At 68.7% G+C, this 26,656-nt stretch carries 25 protein-coding genes; 17 read left to right on the top strand and 8 right to left on the bottom strand.

Features of this window, described 5'->3' with window-relative positions; translation table 11 throughout:
• Window positions 1-4 precede the first annotated feature (4 nt).
• Complete coding sequence (gene pepN / locus AMK34_RS04110) at window positions 5-2,485, bottom strand: aminopeptidase N (RefSeq protein WP_073843004.1); 2,481 nt, start codon at window positions 2,483-2,485, stop codon at window positions 5-7.
• Window positions 2,486-3,069: 584 nt separating this feature from the next.
• Between pepN and AMK34_RS04105 the strand changes: the two genes are divergently transcribed.
• From AMK34_RS04105 to AMK34_RS04045, 13 genes are all read left to right on the top strand, one after another.
• Window positions 3,070-3,999, top strand: a complete 930-nt coding sequence (locus AMK34_RS04105; RefSeq protein WP_037339934.1) for a ParB/RepB/Spo0J family partition protein — start codon at window positions 3,070-3,072, stop codon at window positions 3,997-3,999.
• A gap of 302 nt (window positions 4,000-4,301) precedes the next feature.
• A complete protein-coding gene (locus AMK34_RS04100; protein WP_073843002.1) occupies window positions 4,302-5,330 on the top strand; it encodes a 3-oxoacyl-[acyl-carrier-protein] synthase III C-terminal domain-containing protein in 1,029 nt (342 codons plus the stop codon).
• A 10-nt stretch (window positions 5,331-5,340) separates the two neighbouring features.
• Window positions 5,341-7,179 carry an HAD-IIIC family phosphatase gene (locus AMK34_RS04095; protein WP_073843000.1) on the top strand — a complete coding sequence of 613 codons (1,839 nt, stop codon included), beginning with the start codon at window positions 5,341-5,343 and terminating at the stop codon, window positions 7,177-7,179.
• A complete protein-coding gene (locus tag AMK34_RS04090; RefSeq protein ID WP_143202328.1) occupies window positions 7,179-7,448 on the top strand; it encodes an acyl carrier protein in 270 nt (89 codons plus the stop codon). Before AMK34_RS04095 ends, AMK34_RS04090 begins: the two co-directional genes overlap by 1 nt.
• 15 nt (window positions 7,449-7,463) lie before the next feature.
• Complete coding sequence (locus AMK34_RS04085) at window positions 7,464-8,786, top strand: lysine N(6)-hydroxylase/L-ornithine N(5)-oxygenase family protein (RefSeq protein ID WP_073842998.1); 1,323 nt, start codon at window positions 7,464-7,466, stop codon at window positions 8,784-8,786.
• Between the two features lie 2 nt (window positions 8,787-8,788).
• Entirely contained in the window at window positions 8,789-9,157 is a 369-nt protein-coding gene (locus tag AMK34_RS04080) for a cupin domain-containing protein (RefSeq protein WP_198941660.1), read from the top strand.
• Window positions 9,158-10,804: a class I tRNA ligase family protein gene (locus AMK34_RS04075; protein ID WP_073842996.1), complete on the top strand. Its 1,647-nt coding sequence runs from the start codon at window positions 9,158-9,160 to the stop codon at window positions 10,802-10,804.
• A complete protein-coding gene (locus tag AMK34_RS04070) occupies window positions 10,701-11,951 on the top strand; it encodes an ATP-grasp domain-containing protein (protein WP_073842994.1) in 1,251 nt (416 codons plus the stop codon). Before AMK34_RS04075 ends, AMK34_RS04070 begins: the two co-directional genes overlap by 104 nt.
• 26 nt (window positions 11,952-11,977) lie before the next feature.
• Window positions 11,978-12,787, top strand: coding sequence for a dimethylargininase (ddaH, locus tag AMK34_RS04065; protein ID WP_143202379.1), 810 nt, complete (start codon window positions 11,978-11,980; stop codon window positions 12,785-12,787).
• Window positions 12,784-13,125, top strand: a complete 342-nt coding sequence (locus AMK34_RS04060; RefSeq protein WP_037337764.1) for a hypothetical protein — start codon at window positions 12,784-12,786, stop codon at window positions 13,123-13,125. Before ddaH ends, AMK34_RS04060 begins: the two co-directional genes overlap by 4 nt.
• Before the next feature lie 5 nt (window positions 13,126-13,130).
• A complete protein-coding gene (locus tag AMK34_RS04055; RefSeq protein ID WP_038523450.1) occupies window positions 13,131-14,924 on the top strand; it encodes an ABC transporter substrate-binding protein in 1,794 nt (597 codons plus the stop codon).
• Complete coding sequence (locus tag AMK34_RS04050; RefSeq protein WP_073842990.1) at window positions 14,917-16,215, top strand: cation:proton antiporter; 1,299 nt, start codon at window positions 14,917-14,919, stop codon at window positions 16,213-16,215. The genes AMK34_RS04055 and AMK34_RS04050 overlap by 8 nt, the downstream gene beginning before the upstream one ends.
• Window positions 16,205-17,518, top strand: coding sequence for an ATP-grasp domain-containing protein (locus AMK34_RS04045; protein WP_073842988.1), 1,314 nt, complete (start codon window positions 16,205-16,207; stop codon window positions 17,516-17,518). Before AMK34_RS04050 ends, AMK34_RS04045 begins: the two co-directional genes overlap by 11 nt.
• Here AMK34_RS04045 and AMK34_RS04040 read toward each other — a convergent pair.
• Window positions 17,469-18,644, bottom strand: a complete 1,176-nt coding sequence (locus AMK34_RS04040; RefSeq protein WP_083649729.1) for a DUF4037 domain-containing protein — start codon at window positions 18,642-18,644, stop codon at window positions 17,469-17,471. The genes AMK34_RS04045 and AMK34_RS04040 overlap by 50 nt on opposite strands.
• 6 nt (window positions 18,645-18,650) lie before the next feature.
• Here AMK34_RS04040 and AMK34_RS04035 point away from each other — a divergent pair, with 6 nt between their 5' ends.
• Window positions 18,651-19,409: an SGNH/GDSL hydrolase family protein gene (locus AMK34_RS04035; protein WP_073842984.1), complete on the top strand. Its 759-nt coding sequence runs from the start codon at window positions 18,651-18,653 to the stop codon at window positions 19,407-19,409.
• Here the strand turns inward: AMK34_RS04035 and AMK34_RS04030 are convergent.
• The 5 genes from AMK34_RS04030 to AMK34_RS04010 are packed head-to-tail and all read right to left on the bottom strand — an operon-like array spanning window position 19,400 to window position 22,081.
• A complete protein-coding gene (locus AMK34_RS04030) occupies window positions 19,400-19,972 on the bottom strand; it encodes a TetR/AcrR family transcriptional regulator (protein ID WP_038513709.1) in 573 nt (190 codons plus the stop codon). The genes AMK34_RS04035 and AMK34_RS04030 overlap by 10 nt on opposite strands.
• Before the next feature lie 30 nt (window positions 19,973-20,002).
• On the bottom strand, window positions 20,003-20,440 hold the full coding sequence (locus AMK34_RS04025; RefSeq protein WP_073842982.1) for an SRPBCC family protein: 438 nt from the start codon (window positions 20,438-20,440) through the stop codon (window positions 20,003-20,005).
• Complete coding sequence (locus AMK34_RS04020) at window positions 20,437-20,754, bottom strand: metalloregulator ArsR/SmtB family transcription factor (protein WP_038513714.1); 318 nt, start codon at window positions 20,752-20,754, stop codon at window positions 20,437-20,439. The genes AMK34_RS04025 and AMK34_RS04020 overlap by 4 nt, the downstream gene beginning before the upstream one ends.
• Window positions 20,754-21,140: a VOC family protein gene (locus AMK34_RS04015; RefSeq protein ID WP_038513717.1), complete on the bottom strand. Its 387-nt coding sequence runs from the start codon at window positions 21,138-21,140 to the stop codon at window positions 20,754-20,756. Before AMK34_RS04015 ends, AMK34_RS04020 begins: the two co-directional genes overlap by 1 nt.
• Before the next feature lie 32 nt (window positions 21,141-21,172).
• Window positions 21,173-22,081: a hypothetical protein gene (locus tag AMK34_RS04010; RefSeq protein ID WP_143202327.1), complete on the bottom strand. Its 909-nt coding sequence runs from the start codon at window positions 22,079-22,081 to the stop codon at window positions 21,173-21,175.
• A 215-nt stretch (window positions 22,082-22,296) separates the two neighbouring features.
• Here AMK34_RS04010 and AMK34_RS04005 point away from each other — a divergent pair, with 215 nt between their 5' ends.
• Genes AMK34_RS04005 through AMK34_RS03995 form a run of 3 tightly spaced genes read left to right on the top strand, consistent with a single transcriptional unit; the run spans window position 22,297 to window position 24,682 of the window.
• Window positions 22,297-22,881: an NADPH-dependent FMN reductase gene (locus AMK34_RS04005; RefSeq protein ID WP_073842978.1), complete on the top strand. Its 585-nt coding sequence runs from the start codon at window positions 22,297-22,299 to the stop codon at window positions 22,879-22,881.
• On the top strand, window positions 22,878-24,320 hold the full coding sequence (locus AMK34_RS04000) for a DHA2 family efflux MFS transporter permease subunit (protein WP_073842976.1): 1,443 nt from the start codon (window positions 22,878-22,880) through the stop codon (window positions 24,318-24,320). The genes AMK34_RS04005 and AMK34_RS04000 overlap by 4 nt, the downstream gene beginning before the upstream one ends.
• Complete coding sequence (locus AMK34_RS03995; protein ID WP_073842974.1) at window positions 24,317-24,682, top strand: MerR family transcriptional regulator; 366 nt, start codon at window positions 24,317-24,319, stop codon at window positions 24,680-24,682. Before AMK34_RS04000 ends, AMK34_RS03995 begins: the two co-directional genes overlap by 4 nt.
• A 592-nt stretch (window positions 24,683-25,274) precedes the next feature.
• Here AMK34_RS03995 and AMK34_RS03990 read toward each other — a convergent pair.
• Complete coding sequence (locus tag AMK34_RS03990; RefSeq protein ID WP_016334240.1) at window positions 25,275-26,621, bottom strand: SPFH domain-containing protein; 1,347 nt, start codon at window positions 26,619-26,621, stop codon at window positions 25,275-25,277.
• Window positions 26,622-26,656 lie beyond the last annotated feature (35 nt).

The raw sequence follows: 26,656 nt of genomic DNA, 5'->3' as shown, positions 1-26,656 counted from the left end.
TCCCTCAGCCGCTGACGCCAGTCCGGGCGGCGACGGCCCGGCGCAGGTCGCCGGTGAAGTCCGCGACCCGCCTGCGCAGAGGCAGTTCGACGTCGGGGCGGGCGAGCAGTTCGTCGGCCAGCCGCAAGGTCTCCGCCGAGGCGGCGTAGCGCGGGTAGAGGAACCGCACCAGCACGTCCAGGACGAGGTCACCGCGCGACCGGGCGGCCGCGGGCATCTCGGCGAAGAACCGCGGGACGTAGCCGGCGGTCAGCTCGGCCTGTTCCGGTTGCCAGAATCCTTCGGCCAGCGACCAGAGCCCGTAGCTGGACATCTCGGTGTCGCCGACGATCGCCTCCCACGCCGCCTCCTTGGCCGCCGGATCCGGCCTGGCCGCCCGGCATTTCGCCGCGAACTGCTCGCCGCGGGTGCTGGGATCCGCGTCGTGGGCCGCGGCGATCTCGTCCTCGGAGAGCGCGCCGAGCACAGCGAGCCGGTATCTGGTGCGCCAGGCCAGATCCGCGTCGAGGATGAGTCCCGCGGGCAGCCGGGTGCCGTCGAGCCAGCCACGCAGCTCGTCGACGTCCGTGCTGAACTCGACGAGTCCCCGGCACAGGCACAGCCAGATCTCGTCGGACGGCTCGACTTCAGCGATCCGGTCACGAAGGGCACCGGCGACCGCGGCGAGCGCGGCGGGCCGCCGCTCCGGGCGCAGGAAGCGGTCGGCGACGTCGATACGAGCCTGCTCCAGCACCTCGACGACGATGGACGGATCCGTTTCGACGGCGAGCATCCCGGTCACCAGTTCGAGGTGATCCGCGGCCGGGTACTCGCCGTCCTGCACCGCCATCAGCAGCGCGCACCACACCATCGCGCGGTTGACCGGGGACAGCCGGGGAAGGAACCCGGGCAGAGCCGCGCGGGAACGATCGTCGAAGCGGATCTTCGCGTAGGTCAGATCGCCGTCGTTGAGCAGCAGGAATTCCGGCGCCGGACGACCCACCAGTTGCGGCAGCCCGGTCCCCGGTCCGTCGATCGTGACCCGGATCGTCGTGGACTCCTCGCCGTAGCAACCGATGTCCAGGGTGTGCGGTCGCGGCACCGGATGCCCCTCCGGGACGTCCTGGCGGACGGCGGCCGCTGTGATCACCCCGTCGGACACCGTGATCTCCGGGGTCAGCGTGCCGACGTCGCAGGTGGAGAACCACACCCGCGCCCATTCCGTCAGATCCGTGCCGGCGGCCTCGCTCAACGCGGTGAGGAAGTCGGTGAACGTCGCCGTGCCGTACGCGTGGCGGGTGAAGTAGGTGCTCAGGCCCGCGCGCAGCGCCGGGGTACCGACCCGGGCCGCCAGCTGACGCAGGACCGACGAGCCCTTGAAGTAGGAGATCCGGTCCAGTTCGAGCAGCACCGTCCGCACGTCCGGCCCGGCCAGGCTCACCGGATGGGTCGACGGCCGCTGATCTGCCACGTAGGCCTGGGCCTTGCGCCGGACCGCGAACGTGGTCAGCGGGCCGGAAAACCTCGTCACGTCACCGGTCACCCGATGGGCCATGTAGTCGGCGAAGGCCTGCCCGAGCCACAGGTCGTCCCACCAGGTGTTGGTGACCAGACCGGCGAGCCACATCAGGGACAGGCCGTGCGCGATCACCACGGCCCTGGTCTCCCGTTCGCTCCGCGGCACCGCGGAGCCGAAGAGGTACAGCTCGCGCAGCAGCACACAACCGGGGTGGTCGAGCGAGAGCACGCTGAACTCCGGCACGAAGACCTGGTCGAACTTCTCGAACGGGTAGGGCACGCCGAACAGCCGCCGGTACTCGTCGAGGCATTGCCCGGTGATCTCGAAGACCTCCTCGACATCGGCCTTGAGCCCGTCCGCCAGCGAGGCACGGCAATGCAGGCCCAGCGGCACTCCGCCGTGCTCGGCGTGGAACGACTCGTACGGGCCGACGACCAGTGTCGTCAGATAGGTCGCGAGAGGCGCGGTCTCTGCCAGCCGCCAATGCCCCGGGCCGAGCCGGGTCGACGGCGCGTTGCCGAGCACCTGCCAGTCGTCGTCGGGAACCGTGACGTCGAAGGTGAAGGGCGCCTTGAGATCGGGCTGGTCGAAGCAGGCGAAGATCCGCGGCGCGTTGTCGATGAACACGTAGGCGTAGAGGTAGACGCGGCCGTCGGCAGGGTCTATGTACCGGTGCAGCCCTTCGCATTCCCGCGAGTAGGCCATGTCCGCGACCACGACGAGCTCGTTCTCCTCGGCGAGGCCGTCGAGCGGGAACCGGCCGTCGTCGAGTGCGGCCGGGTCCAGTTCCCGGCCGTTGAGGATCACCGAGCGCAGCTCGCGGGGACGCACGTCGAGGAACGTGGCACCGGGGCTCGCGTCGAAGACGATTCTCGTGGTCGATCGAAAGGTCTCGTCGCCGGTCGTCAGATCGAGAACCACCCGATACGACCGGATCCGCAGCAATGCGCCGCGCTGCTTCGCTTCGGCCTGCGTCAGACTGGGCATTTCCTCGGCCCTCCAAATAGCTGCATCGTGGCCGCCGAACAGCTCAGGCGGCCGCCGAATAGACAATCCCCCGGCCGCCGGACAGCGCATTCCCCGCGCAACCGTGCCGCCTGATCCAGTTGAACACCGCATCCCGCTCGGGCGCCGATACACCGGGGTTGGGGACTCACTTGAGCACCTAGTTCACCGCCGACCGACGACATACCCTCTGATCAGGAGCGCGGGGAGGGGAAACTTTGATCACGCAGTTCATGAGTTGAACGACGCCGGTCCAATGGGGACATTTCAGAGGGGACGCGGCGGTCGTTGATTCGACATCCTCGCACTGCCGTACAAATCGAACTTTCCGGCCTGAGGCGACCATGCCCGAAAACAGCGACGAGTCGATATTCGGTAATCGGTTCAGGCGCCTAGGACTCATTGAAGAGTAAGTCGCAGGTTTGCCGTACACAACCCGACGGGGGTGCCCATTGACCGGGCAAGCTGACCACGCCTCGAGCCAGGAACATTCGGCTGATTCGAATGACCAAGACGAACCGTCGACCGGGTATCCGAAGGCGGATCAGGTCACCTACAGCGTCCCGGTGGCCGCGTTGCGGCCGGCGGACTCGCCGCGGCTGATCGGTGAGGACGCCGAGCACATCCGGGTGCTGGCCGAACCGGACCGGGCGCTGCCGCCGATCCTGGTGCACCGGTCGACCATGCGGATCATCGACGGGATGCACCGGCTCGGGGCGGCCCGCCTGCGCGGCCAGAGCACCATCGACGTGGTCTTCTTCGACGGCAGCGAGGAAGACGCGTTCGTGCTGGCGGTCAAGGCCAACGTCGCGCACGGTCTGCCGCTGTCCTACGCGGACCGCGAGGCCGCGGTCGCCCGCATCGTCATCTCCCATCCGGACTGGTCGGATCGCGCCATCGCCGCGGCCGCGGGCCTCGGCCCCCGGACCGTCGCCGCGGTTCGCGGCCGGATAGACGGGCTGCCGCGGACGACGGCCCGGCTCGGGCGTGACGGCAGGGTCCGCCCGCTGGACAGCACCGATGGCCGTCGCGTCGCGAGCCAGCTGATCGCGGCCTTCCCCGACGCGTCGCTGCGCTCCATCGCGCGGGCGGCGGGGATCGCCCCGGCCACCGTCCGTGACGTGCGGGAGCGGATCCAGCGCGGCGAGGATCCGGTGCCGCCACGCCGTCCCCGCGCCGTCCGGGAGACCGTGGCCGACCGCCGCGACGCCGGCCCACCCGCGCACGACCACACCGAACGTCTCTCGACGAAGGAACGCAACGCGGTCCTTCGGAACCTCGAACGCGATCCGTCGCTGCGGTTCGCCCAGTCCGGCACCCGGACCCTGCGCTGGCTCGTCCACCGGGTGATCGCCGAGGAGGAGTGGCGCGAACTCGTCGACACCGTTCCGCCACACAGCGTGTACGTCCTCGCCGCATTGGCCCGCCGGTGCGCCAACGAGTGGATCGAGTTCGCGCGACAACTGGAACAGCGGGTCGGCACGCAGAAGTCATAACCCGGATACCGCGAGTGAATACGACCGGTGTTCAACCGCGCACCGGGGACGCAGTTGAACATCGAGCAGTTGTCGGCGCGCGAAGCGTGCGGCAATATTCCCGGTCACCACTCCCCGAGGATCCGAAACAGTTTCGGAAATCGCGCCGGGTCGTACCCCGGCAACCGACCGCCATTGCCCGAGAACGCCAGGTGGTTCTTGAATGGCGCTCGGCGGTTTTCGAATACGGACGCCCTCGAAATCGGCTCATGATTTCCCATCGGAAGACCAGGCAACCGACCGGCTCGGTATGAGGAGAAGAAATGGCAGCACCGCTCGCCGAATTCGGCATCGCCGGCTTCGGTTACGCGTTCGGCGAAGACCAGGACGTCGAACGCACCGCCGGTTCCTACGTCGCCGACCCGGAACGCGTCGTCGGCTGGGGTTACCGGACCTTCCACCGCGCCGCGGACGGCGTGACCTCGACCGCGCTGGCGGCGGAGGCGGCCGGCCACGCGCTGGCGAGGGCGTCGGTGGATCCCGCGGACGTCGATCTGGTGGTGGTGGCCAATTCCGAGCTGGCGGAGTACCCGTACTGGGACTCCTCCGCCGCACTGGCGAGGGAGCTGAAGATCCGGGAGCGGCAGACGATGCTGCTGACCGAAGGCTGCGCCTGCGGGGTCACCGGTCTGGGCGCCGTCGCCGGACAGCTGACGCTGCAACCGGAACTCGGCACGGTGCTGTTCACCGCCGTCAACCGGGTCAGCGAATTCCACCGCAACCGGATGAACGTCAACAACGCGGTGCACAGCGACGGCGCGGTCTCGGTGGTCCTGCGCCGGGACCACGACCGCGTCACCTGGCTGGCCACCGAACAGTTCACGGATTCCGACTTCTGCGACTGGTTCCGCACCGACGTCGGCGGCAGTGTCACGCCGGTGCCGCCGCCCGGCTGGTCGAGCGCGACCGCGCCGAGCGGGACCGAACGCGTGCAGGCCCATTTCCGGAAGGACCCCCGGCGGCTCGCGCATTTCAGCGAGCAGCTCAACGCGCGGGTCGTCGAGGTGATCGACCGGGCCTGCCGCCGGGCGGGCGTGCGGCGCGCGGATCTCGCGCGGCTCGTCTACATCAACGATCCGGACGGCATCGCCGAACTGGCAGGCCTGATCGATATCCCACTGGCGAAGACGAACCACGATCTCGCCGCCGAACACGGCCATATGGGGGCGGCCGACCAGTTGATCGCGCTCGGGACCTACCTCGACCGCGGTGAACTGAATTCTGGGGATCTCGTCGCGCTCGCCGGAATCTCCATCGGCATGCGCTGGTATTGCACGATTTTCCGAGTTTAGGCAGGGGTCGATGAACGATTTCACGGAATTGCTCGACGGCCTGCGAGCCGCGGTGGACGGCCGGACGGCACCGGCACCGGTGGTGAGACAGCTCCTCTCGGAGGTCGAGGACCCCGCGACGATGCGCCGTGCGGGCCACGTCCTGGCCGCTCTCCCCTCGGTCGTGCCGGATCTCCGGCCGATCAAGGTGACCGTATTGGCCACCTGCACGATCGGCCCGTTCGAACACCTGCTGCGCGCCGCGATGGTCGCCGTCGGCGCGCAGCCCACCTTGCTCCTCGGTGACTACGGCACGTTCGAACTCACGCTGGCCGCGGGTGAGATCGACGGCTCCCCCGACCTCGTCGCGTGCTTGATGGACGAGCGGTACTTCTTGCCGCGCGAGTGGAGCGCCGTCGATACCGAAGACCTGGCCGCGCACCTCGATGCCCGGTTCGCCGAGCTCCGGGGAGCGATTCTGGCCTGCCTGCGGCGCACACCGGGCACGTTCGTGCTGCACACCGTGCCGGTTCCGGCCGAGCTGCGCGATTCGCCGATCAGCTGGCGGGCGCGGGCCACGGCCGCGCGGGCCTGGCACCGACTCAACGCGGACCTCCTCGGTCTCACGGAGGAGGACGGCCGGATCACGGTCGTGGATCTGGCGGGCGAACTCGCCGACGTCGCGGTCGCGGCCAGGGACGACCGGCTGCACCGGTATGCCGACCTGCCGTACACCGACGGCGCGCTGCTCACGCTGGCGCGGCGGGTCGCCAGGGTGGCCGCGGCCCGCTCCGGGTTGTCCCGCAAGGTGCTCGCCGTCGATCTGGACAACACCCTGTGGGGCGGTGTGCTCGGCGAAGCCGGCGAGGCGGGGTTGCAGCTCGGCGGGTTGTACCCGGGGAACTGCTATCAGGACCTTCAGCGAGCCGTGCGCCGTCTGCGCGAACAAGGCGTCATCCTCGTGCTGGCCAGCAAGAACGACGCCGGGCCGGTGGACGAGGTGCTGACCCGCCATCCGGAGATGCTGCTGCGGCCCGAGGATTTCGCGGTCCGCGCGGTGAACTGGTCGGCCAAGGCGGACAACCTGCGGCACGCCGCCGAGACGCTCAACCTGGCCGCGAACGCGTTCGTCTTCATGGACGACTCCCCGTTCGAACGCGGGCACGTGGCCACCGAGCTTCCCGAGGTGGCCGTGGTGGCGGCCGACGGCGACCCCGCCCATCTGGTCCGCTCGCTGCTGCGTCCCGGCTGGTTCGACGTACCGGAGCTGACCGACACCGACCTGAAACGTCCGGCGCTGTACCGCTCGCGTGCGTTGCGCACCGGCTTCTCCACCGGGTTCGCCTCATCGGAGGACTACCTGCACGCGCTGCGGACGCGGCTCATCGCGCATCCGGTCACCACGTTCGAGATCGGCCGGGTCGCCCAGCTTTCCGCCCGCACCAACCAGTTCAACCTGACCGGGATCCGGTTCGACGAGGGCGCGACGACCGCGATGTGCGCCGACCCGGACCGGCTGGTCGCCTCGTTCGCGGTGTCGGACCGGTTCGGCGACGAGGGAATCGTCGGCGCGGCGTGGATCGAGAGCCGCGGGCGGGTGTGGTGGGTGCTGAACCTGGTACTGAGCTGCCGGGTGTTCGGCCGGGGCATCGAGTTCGCGATCGCGGACTGGATCGTGCGGCGGGCCCGCGAGGCCGGGGCCACCGCCGTGGCCGGCCGCTACGTGCCGAGCGAGCGCAACAAGGTGGCCGACGGCTTCTGGGAGAAGGCCGGCTTCACCCCGTCCGACGAGGACGGCACGTACACCGTGGTGCCCGCCACCGCGCCGACCTGCCTGCCCACCTGGATCGCCTACCCCGGAGACGAGTGATGACCGAACTGGATGACACGGCGTCCGTCGTGCTGAACACGCTGAGCGAAGTGCTGGGCAAGCCGATCGGCGAGCTGCGGGCCCGCGAGGCGCTCGCCACGCATGGCTGGGACAGCCTCTCGTCGCTGGAAGCCCTCTCCCGGCTGGAAAGCAGGCTGGCGGTGACGCTCGATCTGCGCGCCTACCACGCCGCTCACACGGTGACGGCCTTGATCGACCTCGTCGCGGCCGCCGCGATGAGCAACGCGGGCGCCGGACGGCGCGGATAACCGGGGAGGATTGCGGTGCGATTTCAAGAAGTAGAGCTGCTGGCGATCGGGGCGGGTCCGTCCGGCCTCGCCCTCGGCGTCGCCGTCGAAGAGCTCGCGAAGGCGGAGCTCGCGAAGGACACGCTCATCGTCGAGCAGCAGGACGACGTCGTCTGGCAGCGCGGCATGCTGATCCCGTGGACGCAGAGCCAGGTCTCCTTTCTCAAGGACCTGGTCACTCAGCGGAATCCGCGCAGCGCCTTCAGTTTCGTCAACTACCTGCACTCGGTGGGACGGCTGGACCAGTTCATCAACCTGGGCAGCTTCACGCCGTACCGGATGGAGATCTCCGGATATCTGGGCTGGGTGGCGAAATCCCTGCCGAACGTGCGGATCGACTACGGGCGGCGGTGTGTCTCGGTCCGGCCGTTCGGCGTCGCGGACGGGGCCGGTGAGTGGCTGGTCCAGATGGCCGACGGCAGCGCCGTGGTGTGCCGTCATCTGGTGGTCGCGGCTGGGCGGGATCCTTACATCCCGGACACTTTCTCGGCCATCCCGCGCGAGCTGATGATCCACAGCACCGAGTTCGCGGCCAGGATCGGCGAACTCGATCCCGAACGGACGCGCCGGATCGTCGTCGTCGGCGGGGCGCAGAGCGCGGCCGAGATGCTCTGGACGGCGCACCAGACGTTCCCCGGGGCACGGTGCACGATGGTGATGCGCTCGATCGGCCTCAACGCCTACGAGGCGAGCAAGTTCACCAACGAGCTGTACTACCCGTCCTTTGTGGACGAATTCCATTCGGCGCTGCCGGAGGCCAGGGCACAGCTGCTGCGCGAGATGCACCGGACCAACTACGCCGGCCTCGCCCCGGACATGCTCGACACGCTGTACCGCCAGATGTACATCGAGCGGCTCACCGGCACCGAGCGCATCGAGATGATCCCGATGGTCGACGTGGCAGGCGCCGAGATGGACGGTCGCGAGATCGTGCTCACCCTCGTCGACCGCAAATCCGGCCGCCGGTTCACGCAGCGCTGTGACGTGGTGCTGCTCGGCACCGGGTTCACCAAGCGGATGCCGGGGATCGTCAAGGATCTCGCGTCCGCGGTCGGGGTGGACGAGATCACCGTCAACCGCAGCTACCGGATGAGCCTGCCGCCGTCGTTCAGCGGGACCTGCCATCTGCAGGGGGTGAACGAGGCCACCCACGGCATCGCCGATTCGTTGCTCAGCGTGCTGGCCGCGCGGGCGGCGGAGATCGTCACCGATCTGCTCGCCGACCGCCGGATGCCGCCGTTGCCCGCCGTCACCGAAAGCGCCGTACGCCCGCTCGCCGCAACTCAAGGAGCGCAGTGACCATGATGGAGATCCGCAAGTTCGACAGTTCGCGGCTCAAGCCGGACAACGGTCTGGCCGCCACGCGGCTGCTGCCGTGGCCGGAGCTGAACGCGCCTTTCGAGGGCTCCTGGTGCGTGGTGCCGCCGGGCGCCGAGTCCGGGGCGCACAGCCACCACGAGTACGAGATCTGGGTCGCCATGACCGGATCCGCGGAGATCGTCTGCGACGGGCGCCGGACGCCGTTCGCCGCCGGGGACATCGTGCATTTCCCGCCCCGCTCGAACCACCAGGTGGTGAACAGCGGATCCGAGGAGTTCCGGATGTACGCGGTCTGGTGGGACAAGGACATGGCCGGGCGGTTCACCACCCGCGACGAGGCCGGCGTGTAGATGTCCACGACCATCGTGGTCGCCGCGACGCCGACGTCCAACGGCGACCTGCACATCGGACATATGGCCGGGCCGTACCTGGCGGGAGACGTGTACGCCCGGTATCTGCGGGCCACCGGCGCCTCGGTGATCTACACGACCTGCACGGACGACAGTCAGAGTTATGTGGTCACGACCGCGCGCCGGTCGGGCACCACCCCGCGGGAACTGTGCGCCGGGTCGACCGAGGCGATCGCCCGTTCGCTCTCCGCGATGGGCATCTCGACGACCGGTCTCCCGCCGATCGACGACGTGTACCGGCGCGCGGTGCTCGAGTTCGTCACCGCGTTGTACGACGGGGGCCGGTTCCGGAAGCGGACGGTGCGGCTGCCGGTCGCGACACGTTCGGGGACCTGCCTGTTCGACGGACTGGTCAGCGGAACCTGCCCGGTGTGCCTGGCCGGCAGCAGCGGTGGGGTGTGCGAGGCCTGCGGGCACCCGAACAACTACGACGAGCTGCTCGACCCGCACTCCACAATGGACCCGGACGACCCGGTCGCCTACCGCGACACGGAGATCCTGGTGCTGCCGATGGAGGAGTACCGGGACCGGCTGACCGCCTACTACACCGCGCAGGCGGGACGGTGGCGGCCGCACGCGATGCAGCTCATCGGGGAGTTGCTGGCCAAGCCGCTGCCCGACGTACCCGTGACGATCCCGGCGGTGTGGGGAATTCCCGCGCCGTTCCCGGAGACCCCCGGGCAGATGCTGTACCCGTGGATCGAGGCGATGCCCGCGGTCATGTACAGCACCTGGTGGTCGGTCGGCGACACCACGCTGCCGCTCGACGAGCACTGGCGCGCCGAGCACGAGGCCGACGTCGTCTACTTCCACGGTTACGACAACGTCTACCACTGGGGCCTGATGGATCTCGTGTTCCTGCTGGCCCATGGCGACCGGTACGTCACGCCGTCGGCCAACGTCTGCAACGAGTTCTACGACCTGGCCGGCGAGAAGTTCTCCACCAGCCGCGACCATCTGATCTGGACCGGCGACCTGCTCGCCGAGGTCCCGCGCGACCTCGTCCGGTTCCATCTGACGTATACCGCGCCGGAGCTGTCGCGCACCGGGTTCACCCGGGAAGGCCTGCGCGACAACGGGTACCGGCGGCTCAGCACGCCGTGGAACGCGCTGGCGGAGGCGATCTCGGAGACGGCTCGCGGGCTTTCCGGCGCGGTGCCGGTGACTCCGGACGGGCGGCGGCGCGCCGCGGCCATGGTGCAACGGTTCCGCGGCTGCTACGAGTTGCCCGGCTACAGCATGAACCGGGCCGCCGAAACGGTGCTCACCCACCTGAACCGGCTGCGTGACCTGGCCGCCCGCTCGGCGATCGCCGCGGGCGACCTGATGCTCGAGGCGCGCACGTTGCTGGCGGGCGCCGCCCCGATCCTGATCGACGCGGCTGGAGCGGCGGCCGCGGCCGGGGCCGACCTGTCCCTCACGGCCGAAACGCCCACTTCCGTTCCCGTGTTCCGACTCCCGCGGCTGCCCGAGGAGGCTGGCCATGAAGCTGCTGACCATCGAGACCCGTCAGTACCTGACCTACTACCACTCCCGTTATCGGCAGGTGCAGGCGTTCGGCGTCGATCTGTACGTGATGAACGGTGAGGGGACGGCCGATTTCTGGCCCGCCGACCACTACCGGCTCGTCGGCTCGAAGAAGATCGACGAGATGATCACCTGTGCCGAGGAATGGCACGCCACCGAGCATTTCGACGGGGTGATCACCTTCTCCGAAGCGGCGGTGATCGCGGTCGCCTCCGTGGCCGAGGCGCTCGGGCTGCCGGGTATCGGTGTCGAGGCGGCGCGTCACAGCCGCAACAAACTGCTGATGCGCCAGGCCTACGAACGGGCCGGCGTGCCGATTCCCGCCTTCCGGTACGTCACCGAACTCGACGACGCGCTGGCGGCGGGCGCCGAGTTCGGCTATCCGGTGATCCTCAAGCCCACTCTGGGCGCCGGGAGTCATCTGGTCTATCGGGTGGACGGTCCGCAGGAGATGGCGCGGGACTTCGCCACGGCGAGCGAGGGCTTGCGGAACATGTTCTGGATCAACGCCGAGGCGGACGACGTCGACCTCGGTCCGATCGGGTTGCTCGTCGAGTCCTTTCTGGACGGACCCGAGTACCTGATGGAGGCGCTCGCCTGGGACGACGAGGTCTACCTCGGCTCGGTCGTCGACCGGATCACCGCGGAGGGCAGGAGTTTCGACGACGACGTGCACCACGCGCCGACCTCCCTGCCCGCCGAGGAACTGGCCAGGGTGCATCACGCGGTCAAGGCGGCCGCCCGCGCGCAGGGCCTGCGGCGCAGCGTGATGCACGCCGAAGTGCGCTACCACGAGGGCAAACCGCATCTGCTGGAGATCGCGGCCAGGGTGGGCGGCGGCGGGCTGGACACCATCGCCCGGATCACCGCGGACTACGACCCGATCCGGTCCGTGGTCGACGTCGGCCGCGGCGTCAAACCGCCCGTCCGCCACTACTGGCCGACCGGGACGCATATCACCGCGATGTGCCTGATCTGCGACGGCGGCGTCGTCGAGAACATCGAAGTGCCGCCCGAGGTGACCGAGTCCGACCGGGTCTTCCTCCAGCAGATCACCGCCCGTCCCGGCGATGTGATCCTCAGGCCTCCCGACGGCAACACCATCTTCGGCTTCCTCGGCACCACCGGAACGTCCAAAGAGGACGCTTACGGGCTGATGACCGAACTGGCCGGGAAGATCACCGTCACTTTGGAAGGTGACCGGTGAGAACAGCCCGTCCGCGGCGGTTCCTGATGTGCCCGCCGGAACATTTCGAGGTCAGCTACTCCATCAACCCGTGGATGGAGCCGGACAAACCGACCGACGCGCCGCTGGCGCTCGTGCAATGGGACCGGTTGCGGACCCGGCTGGTCTCGCTCGGCCACCTGGTCGACGTCGTGCCGCCCCAGCCCGGCCTGCCCGACATGGTGTTCGCCGCCAACGCGGCCACCGTGATCGACGGGCGGGTACTGGCGGCCAGGTACCGCCACCCGCAACGGTCCGGCGAGGAACCCGCGTATCAGGCCTGGTTCGCCGAGCACGGCTATCCGGTCCGGCAGGCCGGGTTCGTCAACGAGGGCGAGGGCGACATGCTGCCCACCGGTGCCCGGATCCTCGCGGGCACCGGCTTTCGCACCGACCATCGCGCGCATGCCGAGGCAGCGGATCATTTCGGGCTGCCGGTGGTCACCTTGCACCTGGTCGATCCGTACTTCTACCACCTGGACACGGCACTGGCGGTGCTCGACCACGAGGAGATCATGTACTACCCCGGCGCCTTCTCGCCGGACAGCCAGGCAGTGCTCCGGGAGCTGTATCCGGACGCGATCCTGGCCGACGAGGCGGACGCCGCCGTCTTCGGCCTCAACGCCATCTCCGACGGCGAGCACGTGCTGCTCCCCCAGTCCGCCGTCCATCTCACCGAAAGCCTGCGGGCGGCCGGTTTCACCCCGATCGCCGTCGACCTGTCCGAACTCCTGAAGGCCGGTGGCGCGGCCAAATGCTGCGCGTTGGAGCTCCGCGAATCCCTCCCCTCCACAGAAAGGCGCCGCGAGCCATCATGATCAACTACGAAGGACGGCGGTTCAGCCCGGTCGCCGTCGACGGCACCGACGACGGCAGCGAGGACCGGGTGGCGGTCTACCGGCAGAACGGCGACCTGATCTGGGGCGAGTTCTCCGGCGGCAAGGCGCGCCACGGTTCGCTGACCGGGACCTGCGGCCCCGACGGGAAACTCGACTTCGCGTACTGCATGGTCCTGGAGAGCGGCGAGGTGATTTCCGGCCATTGCACGAGCATCCCGCGGATCCTCGACGACGGCCGGATCCAGCTCGACGAGGTGTGGCAGCGCTACGGCCCGCATCAGTCCGTCGGGGTCTCCCGTCTGCAAGAGATCCGGTGACGGCGATGACCCGCACCAGCGCGATGCCGTCGGTCCGCGAAGGCGAGCCCCGCCGCGGCGGCACGGTCACCTGGGCCTGCGCGCCCGGCTTCCCGCCGGCGGTGATCTTCCCGTTCACCCCGGCGGAACGCATGGGCATGCGCAACGTCCTGGAGTTCCAGGCCCTCATGTACCGCACCCTGTACTTCTTCGGCAGCGACGGCACACCGGAGGTCGACTACGCCTCCAGCATCGGCGAGCCTCCCGTGTGGAGCGAGGACGGGCTGACCGTCACGGTCAAGATCAAACCATGGAAATGGTCGAACGGCGAGACGTTGTGTGCCGACAACGTGTTGTTCTGGGTGAACCTGCTCAAGGTCAAGGGCGAAAGGTACGGCGAATACACCCCCGGCTATTTCCCCGACAACTGCACGGACTACGGCAAGCTGTCCGAGGACACCTGCTACTTCACCTTCGACAAGGTCTACTCCCGGCGCTGGGTCCTGATGAACCAGCTCAGCCTGATCATCCCGTTGCCGAAGGCGTGGGATCGCACTGCGGCGGGCCCGGCGAACGCCTCCGGCGACCTCGCCGACGTCGAGGCGGTCTACGACTACCTGATGGCCGAGCAGGGCGACATCATCGACGAGGGCAACGAGCACCGCACCCGCTGGGCCGACAGTCCTGTGTGGAGTGTCGTGAGCGGGCCGTGGCGGTTGAAGAGCTACACCCTGGACGGGGTCGTGACGTTCGTGCCCAACGAGCACTACTCCGGCCCGAACAAGCCGTATCTCGACGAATTCCGGCAGATCCCGTTCTCCTCCGACGAAGAGGAGTACCGCAGGCTGGAGAACGGGCCGGACGGCGAGGACGCGGTCCAGGTGGGCTACCTGCCGCTGAGCTTCGCCACCGGGCACACCGACGATCCCACCAAGGGCGGCGTCAACCCGTTGGCGGAGCACTACACGATGGTGCCGCAGGTGGCGTACTGCATCCGGTACACCAGCCTGAACTTCAACAATCCCACCGTGGTCGGGAAGATGTTCGCCCAGACCTACCTCCGCCAGGCGCTGCAGTGCACGCTCGACCAGGACGCCGCGGTCCGGGACATCTACCAGGGTTACGCCTACCGCCAGAACGGGCCGATGCCGATGCTCCCGGTGACCGACCTGGTGTCGCCGCCGCAGCGCGGCGGGGCGTGGCCGCTGCCCTTCGATCCCGGGCGGGCCAAGAAACTGCTGAGCGAAAACGGCTGGGACACCAGCGTCACGCCCGCGGTGTGCGTCGACCCGGAGCTCGCGGGCGAAGGGATCCCGCTCGGTACGAAGCTGAGCTTCCGGCTGCGTTACGTCGAAGGACGGCCGGCGCTGACCCGGCTGATGACCCAATACAAACGTGACGCCGCCGCCGCGGGGATCGAGCTGAGGCTCGAAGAGGTCTACGGCTCGATCCTGGTCGCGGAGGACGCGCCCTGCTACCCCACCGACGAAACCCCGTGCACCTGGGAGATGTGCTGCTGGAACGGCGGCTGGGTCTACCACCACCCGACCGGCGAGATCCTGTTCAGGACCGACGCGGGTGGCAACTTCGGCCACTATCACGACCCGGTGGCCGACGAGCTGATCGAGCGCACGGTCACCACCGACGATCCGGACGTCCTCTACGAGTACCAGGACTACATCGCCGAGCAGGTTCCGGTCGTCTTCAACCCCAACTTTCCGATCCGGTTGTTCGAGGTCGCCCGCTCCCTGCGCGGCTTCGAACCGGTCAATCCGTTCGGCATGATCAGCCCGGAGAACTGGTACTACGTCGATGGCTGACCCCGTCGCTCCCATCAGCGCGCACGGCATGCTGCTGTTCCTGCTCCAGCTGGGACTGCTGCTCGGGCTCGCCTTCGCCCTCGGACGGCTCGCCATCCGGCTGAAGATGCCGGCGGTGGTCGGCGAGCTGACCGCCGGTGTCCTCATCGGACCGTCGGTGCTCGCGCATCTGGCGCCAGGTCTGTCGGCCTGGTTGCTGCCGCATGACGCCACCCAGCTCAATCTGCTCGACGCCGTCGGGCAGCTCGGTGTCCTGCTGCTGGTCGGGATCACCGGGATGCACATGGATCTGAAGCTGGTGCGCCGCAAGGGCGGGCCCGCCGCCTGGACCAGTGCGGGCGGTCTGCTGGTGCCGCTGGGACTCGGCGTCGGGCTCGGTTTCGTGCTGCCCGCGTCGCTGATCCCTGCCGGGACCGACCGGGCCGTGTTCGCGCTGTTCCTCGGCGTGGCCATGGGCGTGAGCGCGATCCCGGTGATCGCGAAGACCTTGCTGGAGATGCGGCTGCTGCATCGCGACATCGGCCAGCTGATCGTCAGCGCCGCGGCCGTGGACGACATCGTCGGCTGGCTGTTGCTCTCGGTGGTGTCGGCGCTGGCCGTCACCGGGCTGGTCGCCGGTCAGGTGGCGTTCTCGATCGCCGGTCTGCTGGTGGTCTTGGTCCTCACCGTCGTCGCCGGAAGGCCGCTGGTCAACGCGTCGCTGCGCCTGGCGAGCCGGTCGTCCGAGCAGGGGCCGGGCATCGCCACCGTTGTGGTCCTGCTCCTGCTGGCCGCTGCGGGCACCCACGCGATGGGGATGGAACCGGTGCTGGGGACGTTGCTGTGCGGCATCCTGATCGGGTCGTCCAAACACGTCGACCTCGCGCGGCTGGCCCCGTTGCGCACGATCGTGCTGGCCGTGCTCACCCCGATCTACTTCGCCACCGCCGGGCTGCGGATGGACCTCACGGCGCTGCGCGACCCCGCCGTGCTCGGCTCGGCCTTACTGGTGCTGGTGGTCGCCGTCCTCGGCAAGTTCGCCGGCGCCTACCTCGGGGCCAGGGTGGGCGGGCTCAGCCACTGGGAGGGGCTGGCGCTCGGCAGCGGTCTCAACGCACGCGGCGTCATCCAGGTGATCGTCGCGATCGTCGGCCTGCGGCTCGGCGTACTGACCACCGCCACCTACACGATCATCGTGCTGGTGGCGATCGTGACCTCGCTGATGGCGCCGCCGACCCTGCGCCGCGCGGTGGGCCGGATCGCCGTCACGGAGGAGGAACGCGTACGGGAGAAGGGGTTCCATGTCCAGTGAGCGACCACGACTACTGCTGATCGCGTCCGGCTGGCAGGTGTTCAGGGAGTACCTGCTGCGATCGATCGGTACCCGGTTCCGGGTGCACCTGTTCCACACCGCGGAGCCGACCTGGGAACGGGAGTACATCACCGGCTGGACCGTGCTGCCCAGCACCATCGACGGTCCCGCCATGGCCCGCGAGGCGCTCCGGCTGAACGACGCCGGGCCGTTCGACGGAGTGCTGTGCTGGGACGAGGGCCGCATCCACGCCACCGCCCACGTCGCCGAAGCACTCGGGCTGCGGTGCGGCGACCCGGCGATGATCTGGCGGCTCCGGGACAAGGCGCAGACCCGCGCCGCGCTGGCCGAGGCCGGTGTTCCCCAGCCGCGGTCGGTCAAGGTCGGCACCCTCGCGCAGGCATTGGCCGCGGCGGAAGAGGTGGGCTACCCGGCCATCCTCAAACCGCGCGGCCTCGGCGCCAGCCTCGGTGTGGTCCGGGTCGACGACCCCGAGCGGCTCCGCGAGATGTTCGCCTTCACCCGCGACACCAAGGCACCCGATCCGGTGGTCTACGCCAGTGACCATCCGGTCCTGGTCGAGCAGTGCGTGACCGGCGAGGAGGTCAGCGTCGATTCGGTCGTCGCGGACGGCAAGGTCACGCCGCTCTTCCTCGCCCGCAAGGTGGTCGGTTTCCCGCCCTACGCCGAAGAGATCGGTCATTACGTGGACGCGGACGATCCCTTGCTCACCGACACCGCGTTCACCTCGATCCTGCAAGCCACGCATACCGCGCTGGGTTTCCGCGACGGCTGGACGCATACCGAGTACATGCTGACCGGGACGGGCCCGAAACTCATCGAGGTCAACGGCAGGCTCGGCGGCGACCTGATCCCCTACCTCGGCGAGCTGGCGACCGGCATCGACCCCGGTCTCCTCGCCGCCGCGGCGGCCTGCGGTCACGAGCTGGACATCCGGCCCACCCGGCGGCGAGTGGCCGGGATCCGGTTCTGTTACGTCGACCGGGACGACACCACCATCGCGGCGATCCGCTTCGATCCGGCGACCCTGCCGTCGAACCTGGACCAAGCGGTCACCATCGCCCAGCCCGGCGCCGTGATGTCCCCTCCGCCGAAAGGGACGGTGTGGGGCCGGGTCGCCTATGTCACCGCGGTCGCCGATTCGATCGCCGAATGCGCGCGGACCCTCGACGCCGCCCAGGCGTCGCTTCGCATCACCACTCCGCCGCTGGAAGAGTCGCTCGGCAGGCCGGTCATTGCTCTCGGTGATGAGGAAAGACCGCTTGGGCGAAACGTCGGGTGAAGGCGTGTGCTCCGAGGGCATCGGTGCTGTCGACGAATTGGTCGATGGCCCCGGTCAACGGCAGGTCGCGCAGAGCGGGGTCGTCGATGGTCGCGATCAGGGCCGCTGCGAAGCGCTCGGCGTGCAGCACCCGGTAGGGCCGGTCGTGGAACGAGCGCGTGCGGTCGTCGACCGGTTCGGTGAGTCCGGTCTCGTTGTGCAGGGCTGCGATGGTTTCATAGGCGATGGCCAAGTGGTGCTCCCGCTCATGCCAGCCGGTCGCCGCCAGCCCTGCGGTGAGTATCGGTGTCAGCCGCGCCGCGCAGGGCAAGCGGGCGAAGGCGCTGCCGAGCCATTTGCCGTAAGGCGGATAGACCCGGCCGAGGAGCAGGCACAGGCGCATCAGATCGCGGCCGAGGCGCGCCGCGATGATCGCCGAGCCGAGTTCGTCGCCGACGTCGCCGCAGCGGCCGACGAAGGGTTCTTCCTGGCTGAGGCGTTGCCATTGGCAGGCCAGCAGGTAACGCCACACGTCGTCGGGATACCAGGCCAGCCGTCGTCGGACCGGGTGCAACCGGGCCAGACCATCGTGGAAGACCACGCCGGCGATGGCTCCGGCGAGAACCTGGGTGGGGGTGGCCAGCCAGTCGAGGGTGGTGATTTCGTCCCGGGGATCGAAGCCGAGGTAGCCCGTCAGCCAGGCACCGAGTTCGGCGACCACGACACCGTGCTGGATGCGTCCGTGCGCCGGCCGCATGTGCCGCGTCCCCTGGTCCCCGATCGGGACCAGGTTGGTGGAATATCCGGCGATTGTGGCGGGCAGTCGCTCGGCGAGCATGTCGGCGATCCTGGCGCCGTGTTCGGCGAGTTCGCCGGGGCCCAGGAACAATTGCAGGCGCGGGCCCCAGTCGTGGTCGGTGGAGCGGGCGGTGTCGAACCCAAGCACCTCGGAGCCGGGACCGATCAACGCCGCGGTGTGGGCCAGGCCGGGAAAATGCCGGGACAGCAGGGGATGCACCGCCTCGCCATAGAGGCGGCCCGACAGTTCCGCTCCGGAGACGAACGCTGGAGGCACGCGGAGCAGCATGCCCGACGAGATGCTCGTCCCGCGACCGGATTCAGCGACGACATACCGCGCCAGTAACATCAGGGCATGACCAACCGCTTAGTTTGTCTCGGTGATTCCTTCACCGAGGGTGTCGGCGACGAGGACCCGTCGTCCCCCCACGGCGTCCGCGGCTGGGCCGACCGCGTCGCGGGCACGCTCGCGGCGAACCACCAGGACTTCCGCTACGCCAACCTCGCGATCCGCGGCAAGCTCCTCGGTCAGGTCCTCACGGAGCAGCTCGACCCGGCGCTCGCACTGAACCCGGATCTCGTGACGCTCTACGCCGGCGGCAACGACCTGATGCGGCCGAAGGTCGACATCGACGCCCTCATCGAGGATTACGACGTCGCGGTCGGCAAGGTGGTCGCCACCGGGGCGCGAGTCGTCCTGTTCACCGGTGTCGATGGGGTCGAAGACGCGTTGTTCCGCAGGATCCGGGGCCGCGTCGCGATCTACAACGAGCACGTCCGCGGGATCGCCGCACGCCATGGAGCGCTGCTGGTGGACATGTGGGCGATGCGCCAGTTGCGGGACAGGCGACTCTGGGCGCCGGATCGTCTGCACCTGAACTCGTTGGGGCACAACGAGATCGCCATCGCCGTCCTCGACGCGCTCGGCGAGCCGCACAAGCTGACGCCCGCCACGCTCGGGCCGCGGCCGTCGTTGAGCCCGCAAGCACGGCGAATCGAAAACCTGCAGTGGGGCAAGGAGCACGCCGTCCCGTGGATCAAGCGCAGGCTGCGGGGCGAGTCTTCGGGCGACGCGCTCATGCCGAAACGGCCGACGATGGACCCCTACGCCTGACGCGGCCGAAGTCCGTCGAAGAGGATGCAGATCGTCCGGGCCCGGAATTCGGGTCCGGCATGCTCCGCCGCCTTCGCTGTTCCGATGATGACCGCGATCAGTTCTTCGACGCCGAGGTCCTTCCGGACGTCGCCGGTGTCCTGTGCCCGGCGGAGCAGCACGCCGAGCGCGTCCTTCAGACGGACACCGATGACCGACCCCGCGGACGGCACGCTGACGCCGGCCGCCGACAGGGCTTCGAAGTAGGCGTTCTTGGCGCCGGACATCTCGATCCAGCCGGTCAGGAAGCCGAAGAACGCGGCGCCCGGGTCGGACGAGTCGGCGGCCACCGTGGCCTCCGCTTCGTCGACGAAGCGGTGCAGGCGCGCGAAGAGCACCGCTTCCAGCAGCGCTTCTTTCGTCGGAAAGTGCCGGAACACCGTACCGACGCCGACGCCTGCTTCGCGGGCGACCTCTTCGGTGGGCGCACTGGTGCCTTTGGCCGCGAAGACGCGCTCCGCGGCCTCCAACACCCGTGTGCGGTTACGGCGGGCATCGGCTCGGAGCGGTTTCTCGTCCGTCACAGCGGGGATCCTAGCCCCGTTGTCGAGCGCCTAGTCGGGCATCTCGTCCAACACGCGCGCCAGGGCCTTCGGCACCCCGGTCCGCCAGCCGCCGCCCATGATCCGGCGCGACATACGTTGGAAGTCGTCGTCCGGGTCGAAGCCCTCGTGGCTCAGGAACAGCCTGGTCCCATGGCCCTCCGGCACGATCCGCCAGGTGACCGTCCACTCCGGACCCCAGCTGATGCTGAGCAGCCGCTCCGGCTCCACGGCCAATACCTCGCAGGCGACCGGGCCGCCCGCGAAACCCGCGGCGGGAACAGGATCCGCCAGCAGCTCGAATCGGTGTCCCACAACGGGTTTGATGTCGTTCGGCATCCGAAGCCAGCGTTCCAGCAGATGGGGTTCGGTCAACGCGCGCCACACCTTGCGCGGCGGATGCGCCAGGAACTGGTCGACGTGAACGGCCGTCGGATCGTCGTCGTTCAGAAGTCCTCCTCGTCCAGCAGGTCGCGCAGGTTCCCCAGCTTGCCGCGCCAGTACCGCTCGTAGGGCGAAAGCCAGTCGGAGACTTCTCGCAGCGGCGCGGCGTCCAGAGAGTAGACGCGATTGCGGCCCTGCCTCTCCTCCCGGACGAGCCCGGCCTCACGGAGCACCCGAAGGTGTTCCGACAGGCTCGGTCGCCGCATGTCGAACCGTTCGGCGATCTCCCCCGCCGCCCGCGGACCGTCGAGGAGGATGCCCAGCACTTCCCGCCGGGCCGGATTGGCGAGCGCGGCGAAGACGTCGTCGTTGACCGGCACTAGCGCGGCCAGTTCCCGTAGCCCGAAGCTTCGAGCAGCCCCATCGCGTTGCCGTCAGGATCCTTCAAGGACGTCACCCGCCCCCACGGCATCTCCTCCGCGTCGCCGACCTCGACGCCTTGGGCGCGGAGCTCCGCGATGTCGGCGTCGACGTCCGTGGTGGTCAGCTGGAAATGCACACGCGTGTCGTGATCCAGTCCGCCGACCGCGCGATCGACGAGGACGAGCCCGGTGTCCGCCCCCTTGGGGCCGACCATGACGAATGGACCGTGCGGGCCGCTGACGTCGACGAGCAGGTCGAAACCGAGCTTGCCGAGGTAGAAGTCCCGCGCCTCGGTCAAATCGGAGACCGGCACGGTGAGGAATTGGATGCGGTCGATGTTCATGGCCCGACCATACGTAGGAGATTTCCTACATGTCAACCTTCGGCGCCATCGACGGAGAGGAACATCTGGACGCCGAGAGAGTCGAGACCCGCGGCGGGATCGTCGAACGTCCCCGGCCGCCGGACCATTCCGGCCGCCTCCAAGGCGTCCATGAGACTCCAGATCAGCTCGTGCGCCGACGCGACCACACCAGCCTCCGGCAGATCCCGTAGCAACGCGGAGACGACCTTCTCCGCGATCCGCAGACCGATCCCGTGGACAGGATCGGAGTCCCGTCGCCTGATGATCGGAATCGTCGGCCTCCCTTCGTCGTCGACGAGCGTCCACATCTCCCCACCCTCGACCGCGAGCGCTGCCCTCGGCAGGCTTCCACGAGAAACCACGCGCAAGGCCGACCGCAGAGCCGGAGCATCGGCCACCCGGTTCAAGGACCGCACCGTCTCGTCGGTCCAGACCATCGTCAACCTGACGCCGGATTCCTCGATCTCGTTGGTCCCCATCGCGCCTTCACGTGGCGGGTAGACCGCCCAAAAGGCCCCGTTCCAGTAGGGGCGCTCGACACTCAGCTCACCAGAAGGGAGGAGGCCGTCCGACCGGAGACGGTCCCAGATCAGGCCGTCGATCACGTAGCCGAAGAGCACTCCGTAAACACAGCCGGCCAGTCCCTGTCCGGCCAAAACGTCGGCCAGGCCGGACACATCGACGGCGATCTCGGACGCGACCGCTTCGGCGAGCCCGGCCATCCGGGTGCGCAATCCCGCCGTCTCGTCCGATCCGAGTACGGGAAACGTCGTCGCCAGCCGATCGCCCTCGACGGCTATGAGGTGGTAAGCCCGCAACAGTGCGATCTGGCTGTCCGATGGATCGATTCCGTAGTGCCGCAGCTCGGTACGACTGACGCCCAGGCGTGCACGGAAGAGGAGGCGACCATTGTCGTCCATCTTCACAACGTGATGCGGGGTACTGCGCGCACCGAGACAAAAGCAGTGCAGGCCCCATTCGGCCAGGTCATCGGGATCATCGCCGAAGTCATCCATGAGCCAAGACCTATCACATCGGCGCCCGTACAACCTCGACATAGATAGAGGTCCAGGGTTCGTGACCAGCGCCGCAACGGCTTGAGTTCGCCTATGGACGAACTTTTAGCGTCGTCGCCATGAGCACAGAAACCACCACGCAGTCCCCCATCCGCCTCGCCGTCATCATCGGCAGCGTCCGGCACGAACGCTTCGCCGACGCCATCACGGGCTGGCTGCTGACCGAACTCGCCACGATCGACGGTGTGGAGGTCGATCCGATCGACCTCGCCGACATCGACCTTCCGTTGCAGGGAACGCGGCCCGGTGGCACCGAGACGGTGATCAGCGACAGGCTGCGCGACGCGGACGCCTTCCTCGTCGTCACTCCCGAGTACAACCACAGCTTCCCCGCGGCGCTGAAGAACGCGATCGACTGGCACTTCACCGAATGGGCGTACAAGCCCGTCGCGTTCGTCGGCTACGGCGCGGGATCGGGCGGGATCCGCGCGATCGAGCAACTGCGGCTGATCTTCCCCGAACTGCGCGCCACCACCATCCGCGACGCGGTCCTGCTGAACGCTCCGTGGACCCGCCTCGGCCCGAACGGCTACGAAGGAACCGAAGGCGAACGCGGCGCGCTGGCCGCCACGATGACCGAACTGGGCTGGTGGGCCCGCACCCTACGCACCGGACGCGTCGGGGCTCAGGTGAGTGCGTCATGAACCGCCTGACCGGACGGGAGCTGCGCATCGCGGCGGTGATCGCGCTCGGCGGGCTGATGGCCGTTCTCGACACCACGATCGTCGCCGTGGCGCTGCCGCGGTTCATGACCACCTTCTCCGCGTCGCTCACCACGATCCAGTGGATCGCGACCGGCTACGCGCTCGGCATGGTCGCGGCGATGCCGCTCGCGGCGACCTTCGCGCAACGGTGGGGAGCGCGCCGGGTCTATCTGGCCGCGTTGCTCGTGTTCGCGGTGGCGTCCGTGGCCGCCGGAGCGGCCGGTGATCTGGGCTGGCTGATCGCCGCACGGGTCGCGCAAGGTCTCGCGGGCGGCTTGATCAACCCTTTGGGGATGACCATCGGCTTCGGCGCGGTGGCCCCGGAACGCCGGAGCCGGATGACCACGATCACCGGACTCCCCTTGCTCGTCGGGCCGATCCTCGGCCCGATGCTCGGCGGGATCCTGCTCGACGCGCTGTCGTGGCGGGCACTGTTCTTCATCACCGTTCCGCCCGCCCTGCTCGCCGTCGCAGGGGTGCTCCGCTGGGTGCCCGCCGACGTCCCGTCGGCCGAACGCATTCCGATCGACGTCGCCGGTGGTCTCCTGCTCGTCCCGGGTGTCGTCGCGGTGGCGTACGGATTCAGCGAAGAGACGGCAGGTCTCGAGTTCCGGGTGGCGATCGTCGCCGTCGGGCTGGCGCTCATGGCGGTCTTCACGCGCCGTTCGTGGCGTCATCGCGCACCGCTGCTGAACGTCCGGCTCCTGCGCGACCGGACGTTCGGGCGCAATGCCGCCATTCTCGTCCTGTACGCCGGGCCGTACTTCGGTTCGATGCTGCTGATGCCTGCCTACATCCAGGTGATCCGCGGCGACTCGGCCCTGATCAGCGCGACGATGATGGTTCCGGGCACGATCGGGATGGGCATCGCCATCCAGTTCGCCGCCCGCCTTCTGGAACGCTTCGGCCCGCGGATCGTCGTCGGGACCGGGCTGAGCCTGGCGGTCGCCTCGACCGCGCTGACCGTCCTCGTCCTCGCGCCGGACACGTCGTACACGGTGCTGGCGATCTTGGGCGTACTCCAAGGTGCGGGCACCGGAGCGATCATGATGCCCACCATCGTGAGCGCGGGCCGCGACCTGCGGGGGCCGGATCTCGCGTCCGGTTCCGCGATCCTCCCGCTGGCCAGCACCATCGCGAGCGCGGTCGGCACCGCGGCGGTGAGCGCGGTGTTCACCGGGCTGATCGCGGGTGCCACCGGAGGGCAGGGGCTCGCCGCGGTGAACGTTTCGCCGGCGCTCACCGGGGAGATCGTCGACGCGTATCGTCTGACTCTCGTCGGCGTGCTCGCGGTCATGGCGCTCGCCCTGGTGGTCAGGCTGCGGACCCGGCCCACCACCCCGACAGCGGAACCCACGACGGTACGGAGCGCAGCATGACGACAACGACACTCGGAGCACACCTGACCATCGGCGAGGTCGCCGCTAAGGCCGGGGTCTCGGCCAACGCCGTCCGGTACTACGAGCGCTACCGCGTCATCACCGCCGAGCGCACCGCGGGCAACGCACGCCGCTTCACGGTCGACGCCATCTGCCGGATCCGCCTCGCGGTCGCCGCCCAGCGAGTCGGGCTCAGCCTCGCCGAAAGCGCGGAGATCCTGGCCGAGATCCCGCCGATGTCCCCCGATCTCGAGCAGTGGTCGCGCGCGGGACAACGGCTCATCGACGCCGGGCAGGCCCGCATCGCCGAACTCACCTCGGTGGTCGACGAGTACCGGACGCTCGAGTTCCTCAGGAACTGAACGGTGCTTCCGCGGGGTTCGTCCAGCGGAACCGGGGTCCAGCGGCCCGTGGACCAAGTCCGTGAAGGCCTCCTTACCTACCCTGAGGGTAGTGAAGGAGGCCTTCACGGACTTGCGGTCACCACGTGGACCCAGGTACACACCGACAGTCACAGGAGTCCTTCACACCTTGCCCAAGTACGTGAAGGCCCCCTTCACTGCGTCTAGCGCCAGGGTCCCCCACATTGCTCGACCGTTCACAGGGGACACTGTCAAGGCGGCCTTGCCCGGTTTGGGCGTTTTCGGGGGTGGTCGTGAGTGTTTTTGGTCGTTCTAACGACAATCGCCACTCACGACCCCACCCAGAAACCGTACAAATAAGAATCAAACGTACATTTACCCGGCTGTCGGCGTCCTTTGCGGACGGAAACAGGGTGAACCTCCTGTCATCCGCCATTCGCCGAGAGTGGTACTGGCCAGCACTTATGCGACTTTGCCGGGACCCTGACGTCAGACGCAATGAAGGACCCCTTCACGTACTCGCCGAGCTCCCGCAAGAAACACGAGAGAGGGCCGCCCCGAACAGGACGACCCTCTCTCACGTCGAAACGGCTCAGCGCTGCGGCGGCGGACCACCCTGCGGACCACCGAACGGACCCTGCTGCGGGAACGGCCCGCTGCCCGGCCCCTGCGACGGCGGACCCTGGTACGGGCCACCCTGCGGACCCGCGGGCGGCTGCGGCTGCGGCAGCCGCGAAGGCGGCGGGGCCTGCGGAGGCTCCGGAGCAGCCTCCGGCTCGGGAGCCGGAGCGGCCTTCGGGACCTGACGCGGAGCGGGCGGCTCCTGCCGCGGCGTCGCGACGCCCAGCGCCGGAACTTCCTTGCGCGCCACGGCTTCCGCGGCCGCGACGGCCTCGGCGACCTTCGGGTCGCTGGAGGTGTCGAACCAGCCCTGGACCTCTTCGTCCTCCAGGTCCGGCTTCTCGACCGGGTCTTCCTTCGGCGGCTCGTAGCGGAACACGCCGTCGTCGCCGGGGGCGCCGAGCGCGCGGGCGAAGCCTTCCAGGGCCTTGCCGTAGTCGCTCGGGATCATCCAGACCTTGTTCGCGTCGCCCTGCGCCATCTGCGGCAGGGTCTGCAGGTACTGGTACGCCAGGACCTCGGGCGTCGGGCGCCCGGCCTTGATCGCCGCGAAGACCTTCTCGATGGCCTTCGCCTGCCCCTGCGCCTGCAGGTACCGGGCGGCACGTTCACCCTGCGCCCGCAGGATCCGCGACTGCCGCTCGGCCTCCGCGCTCAGGATCGCGGCCTGCTTGGCACCTTCGGCCGCGAGGATCTGGCTCTGCTTCTGACCTTCGGCGGTCTTGATCGCCGATTCCCGCTGACCTTCGGCGGTCAGGATCATCGCGCGCTTCTCACGGTCGGCGCGCATCTGCTTCTCCATCGAATCCTGGATGGAGGGCGGCGGGTCGATCGCCTTCAGTTCGACACGGGCGACGCGGATGCCCCAGCGGCCGGTGGCCTCGTCGAGCACCCCGCGCAGCTGGCTGTTGATCGAGTCACGCGAGGTCAGCGTCTGCTCGAGGCTCATGCCACCGACGACGTTACGCAGTGTCGTGGTGGTCAGCTGCTCGACACCGACGATGTAGTTCGAGATCTCGTAGACCGCGGCCCGCGAGTCGGTCACCTGGAAGTACACGACCGTGTCGATGGACACGGTCAGGTTGTCCTCGGTGATCACGGGCTGGGGCGGGAAGGAGACGACCTGCTCGCGGAGGTCGATCCGCGCCCGCACCTTGTCCAGGAAGGGCACCAGAAACGTCAGGCCGGGAGAAGCCACCGTCCGGAACCGGCCCAGCCGTTCGATCACGGCTGACTGCGCCTGTGGCACCACCATGATCGCCTTGACCACGACGACGACCACGAACAACGCGAGCAGTCCGACGACGATGAACACCACTGTCTCTGACAACTACCTTCCCCTTACGTAGAAAC

The organism is Amycolatopsis sp. CB00013, from assembly GCF_001905755.1.
GTDB lineage: Bacteria > Actinomycetota > Actinomycetes > Mycobacteriales > Pseudonocardiaceae > Amycolatopsis > Amycolatopsis japonica.
The sequence above is the reverse complement of the archived record's forward strand: the minus strand, read 5'-3'. Positions and strand labels throughout refer to the sequence as shown.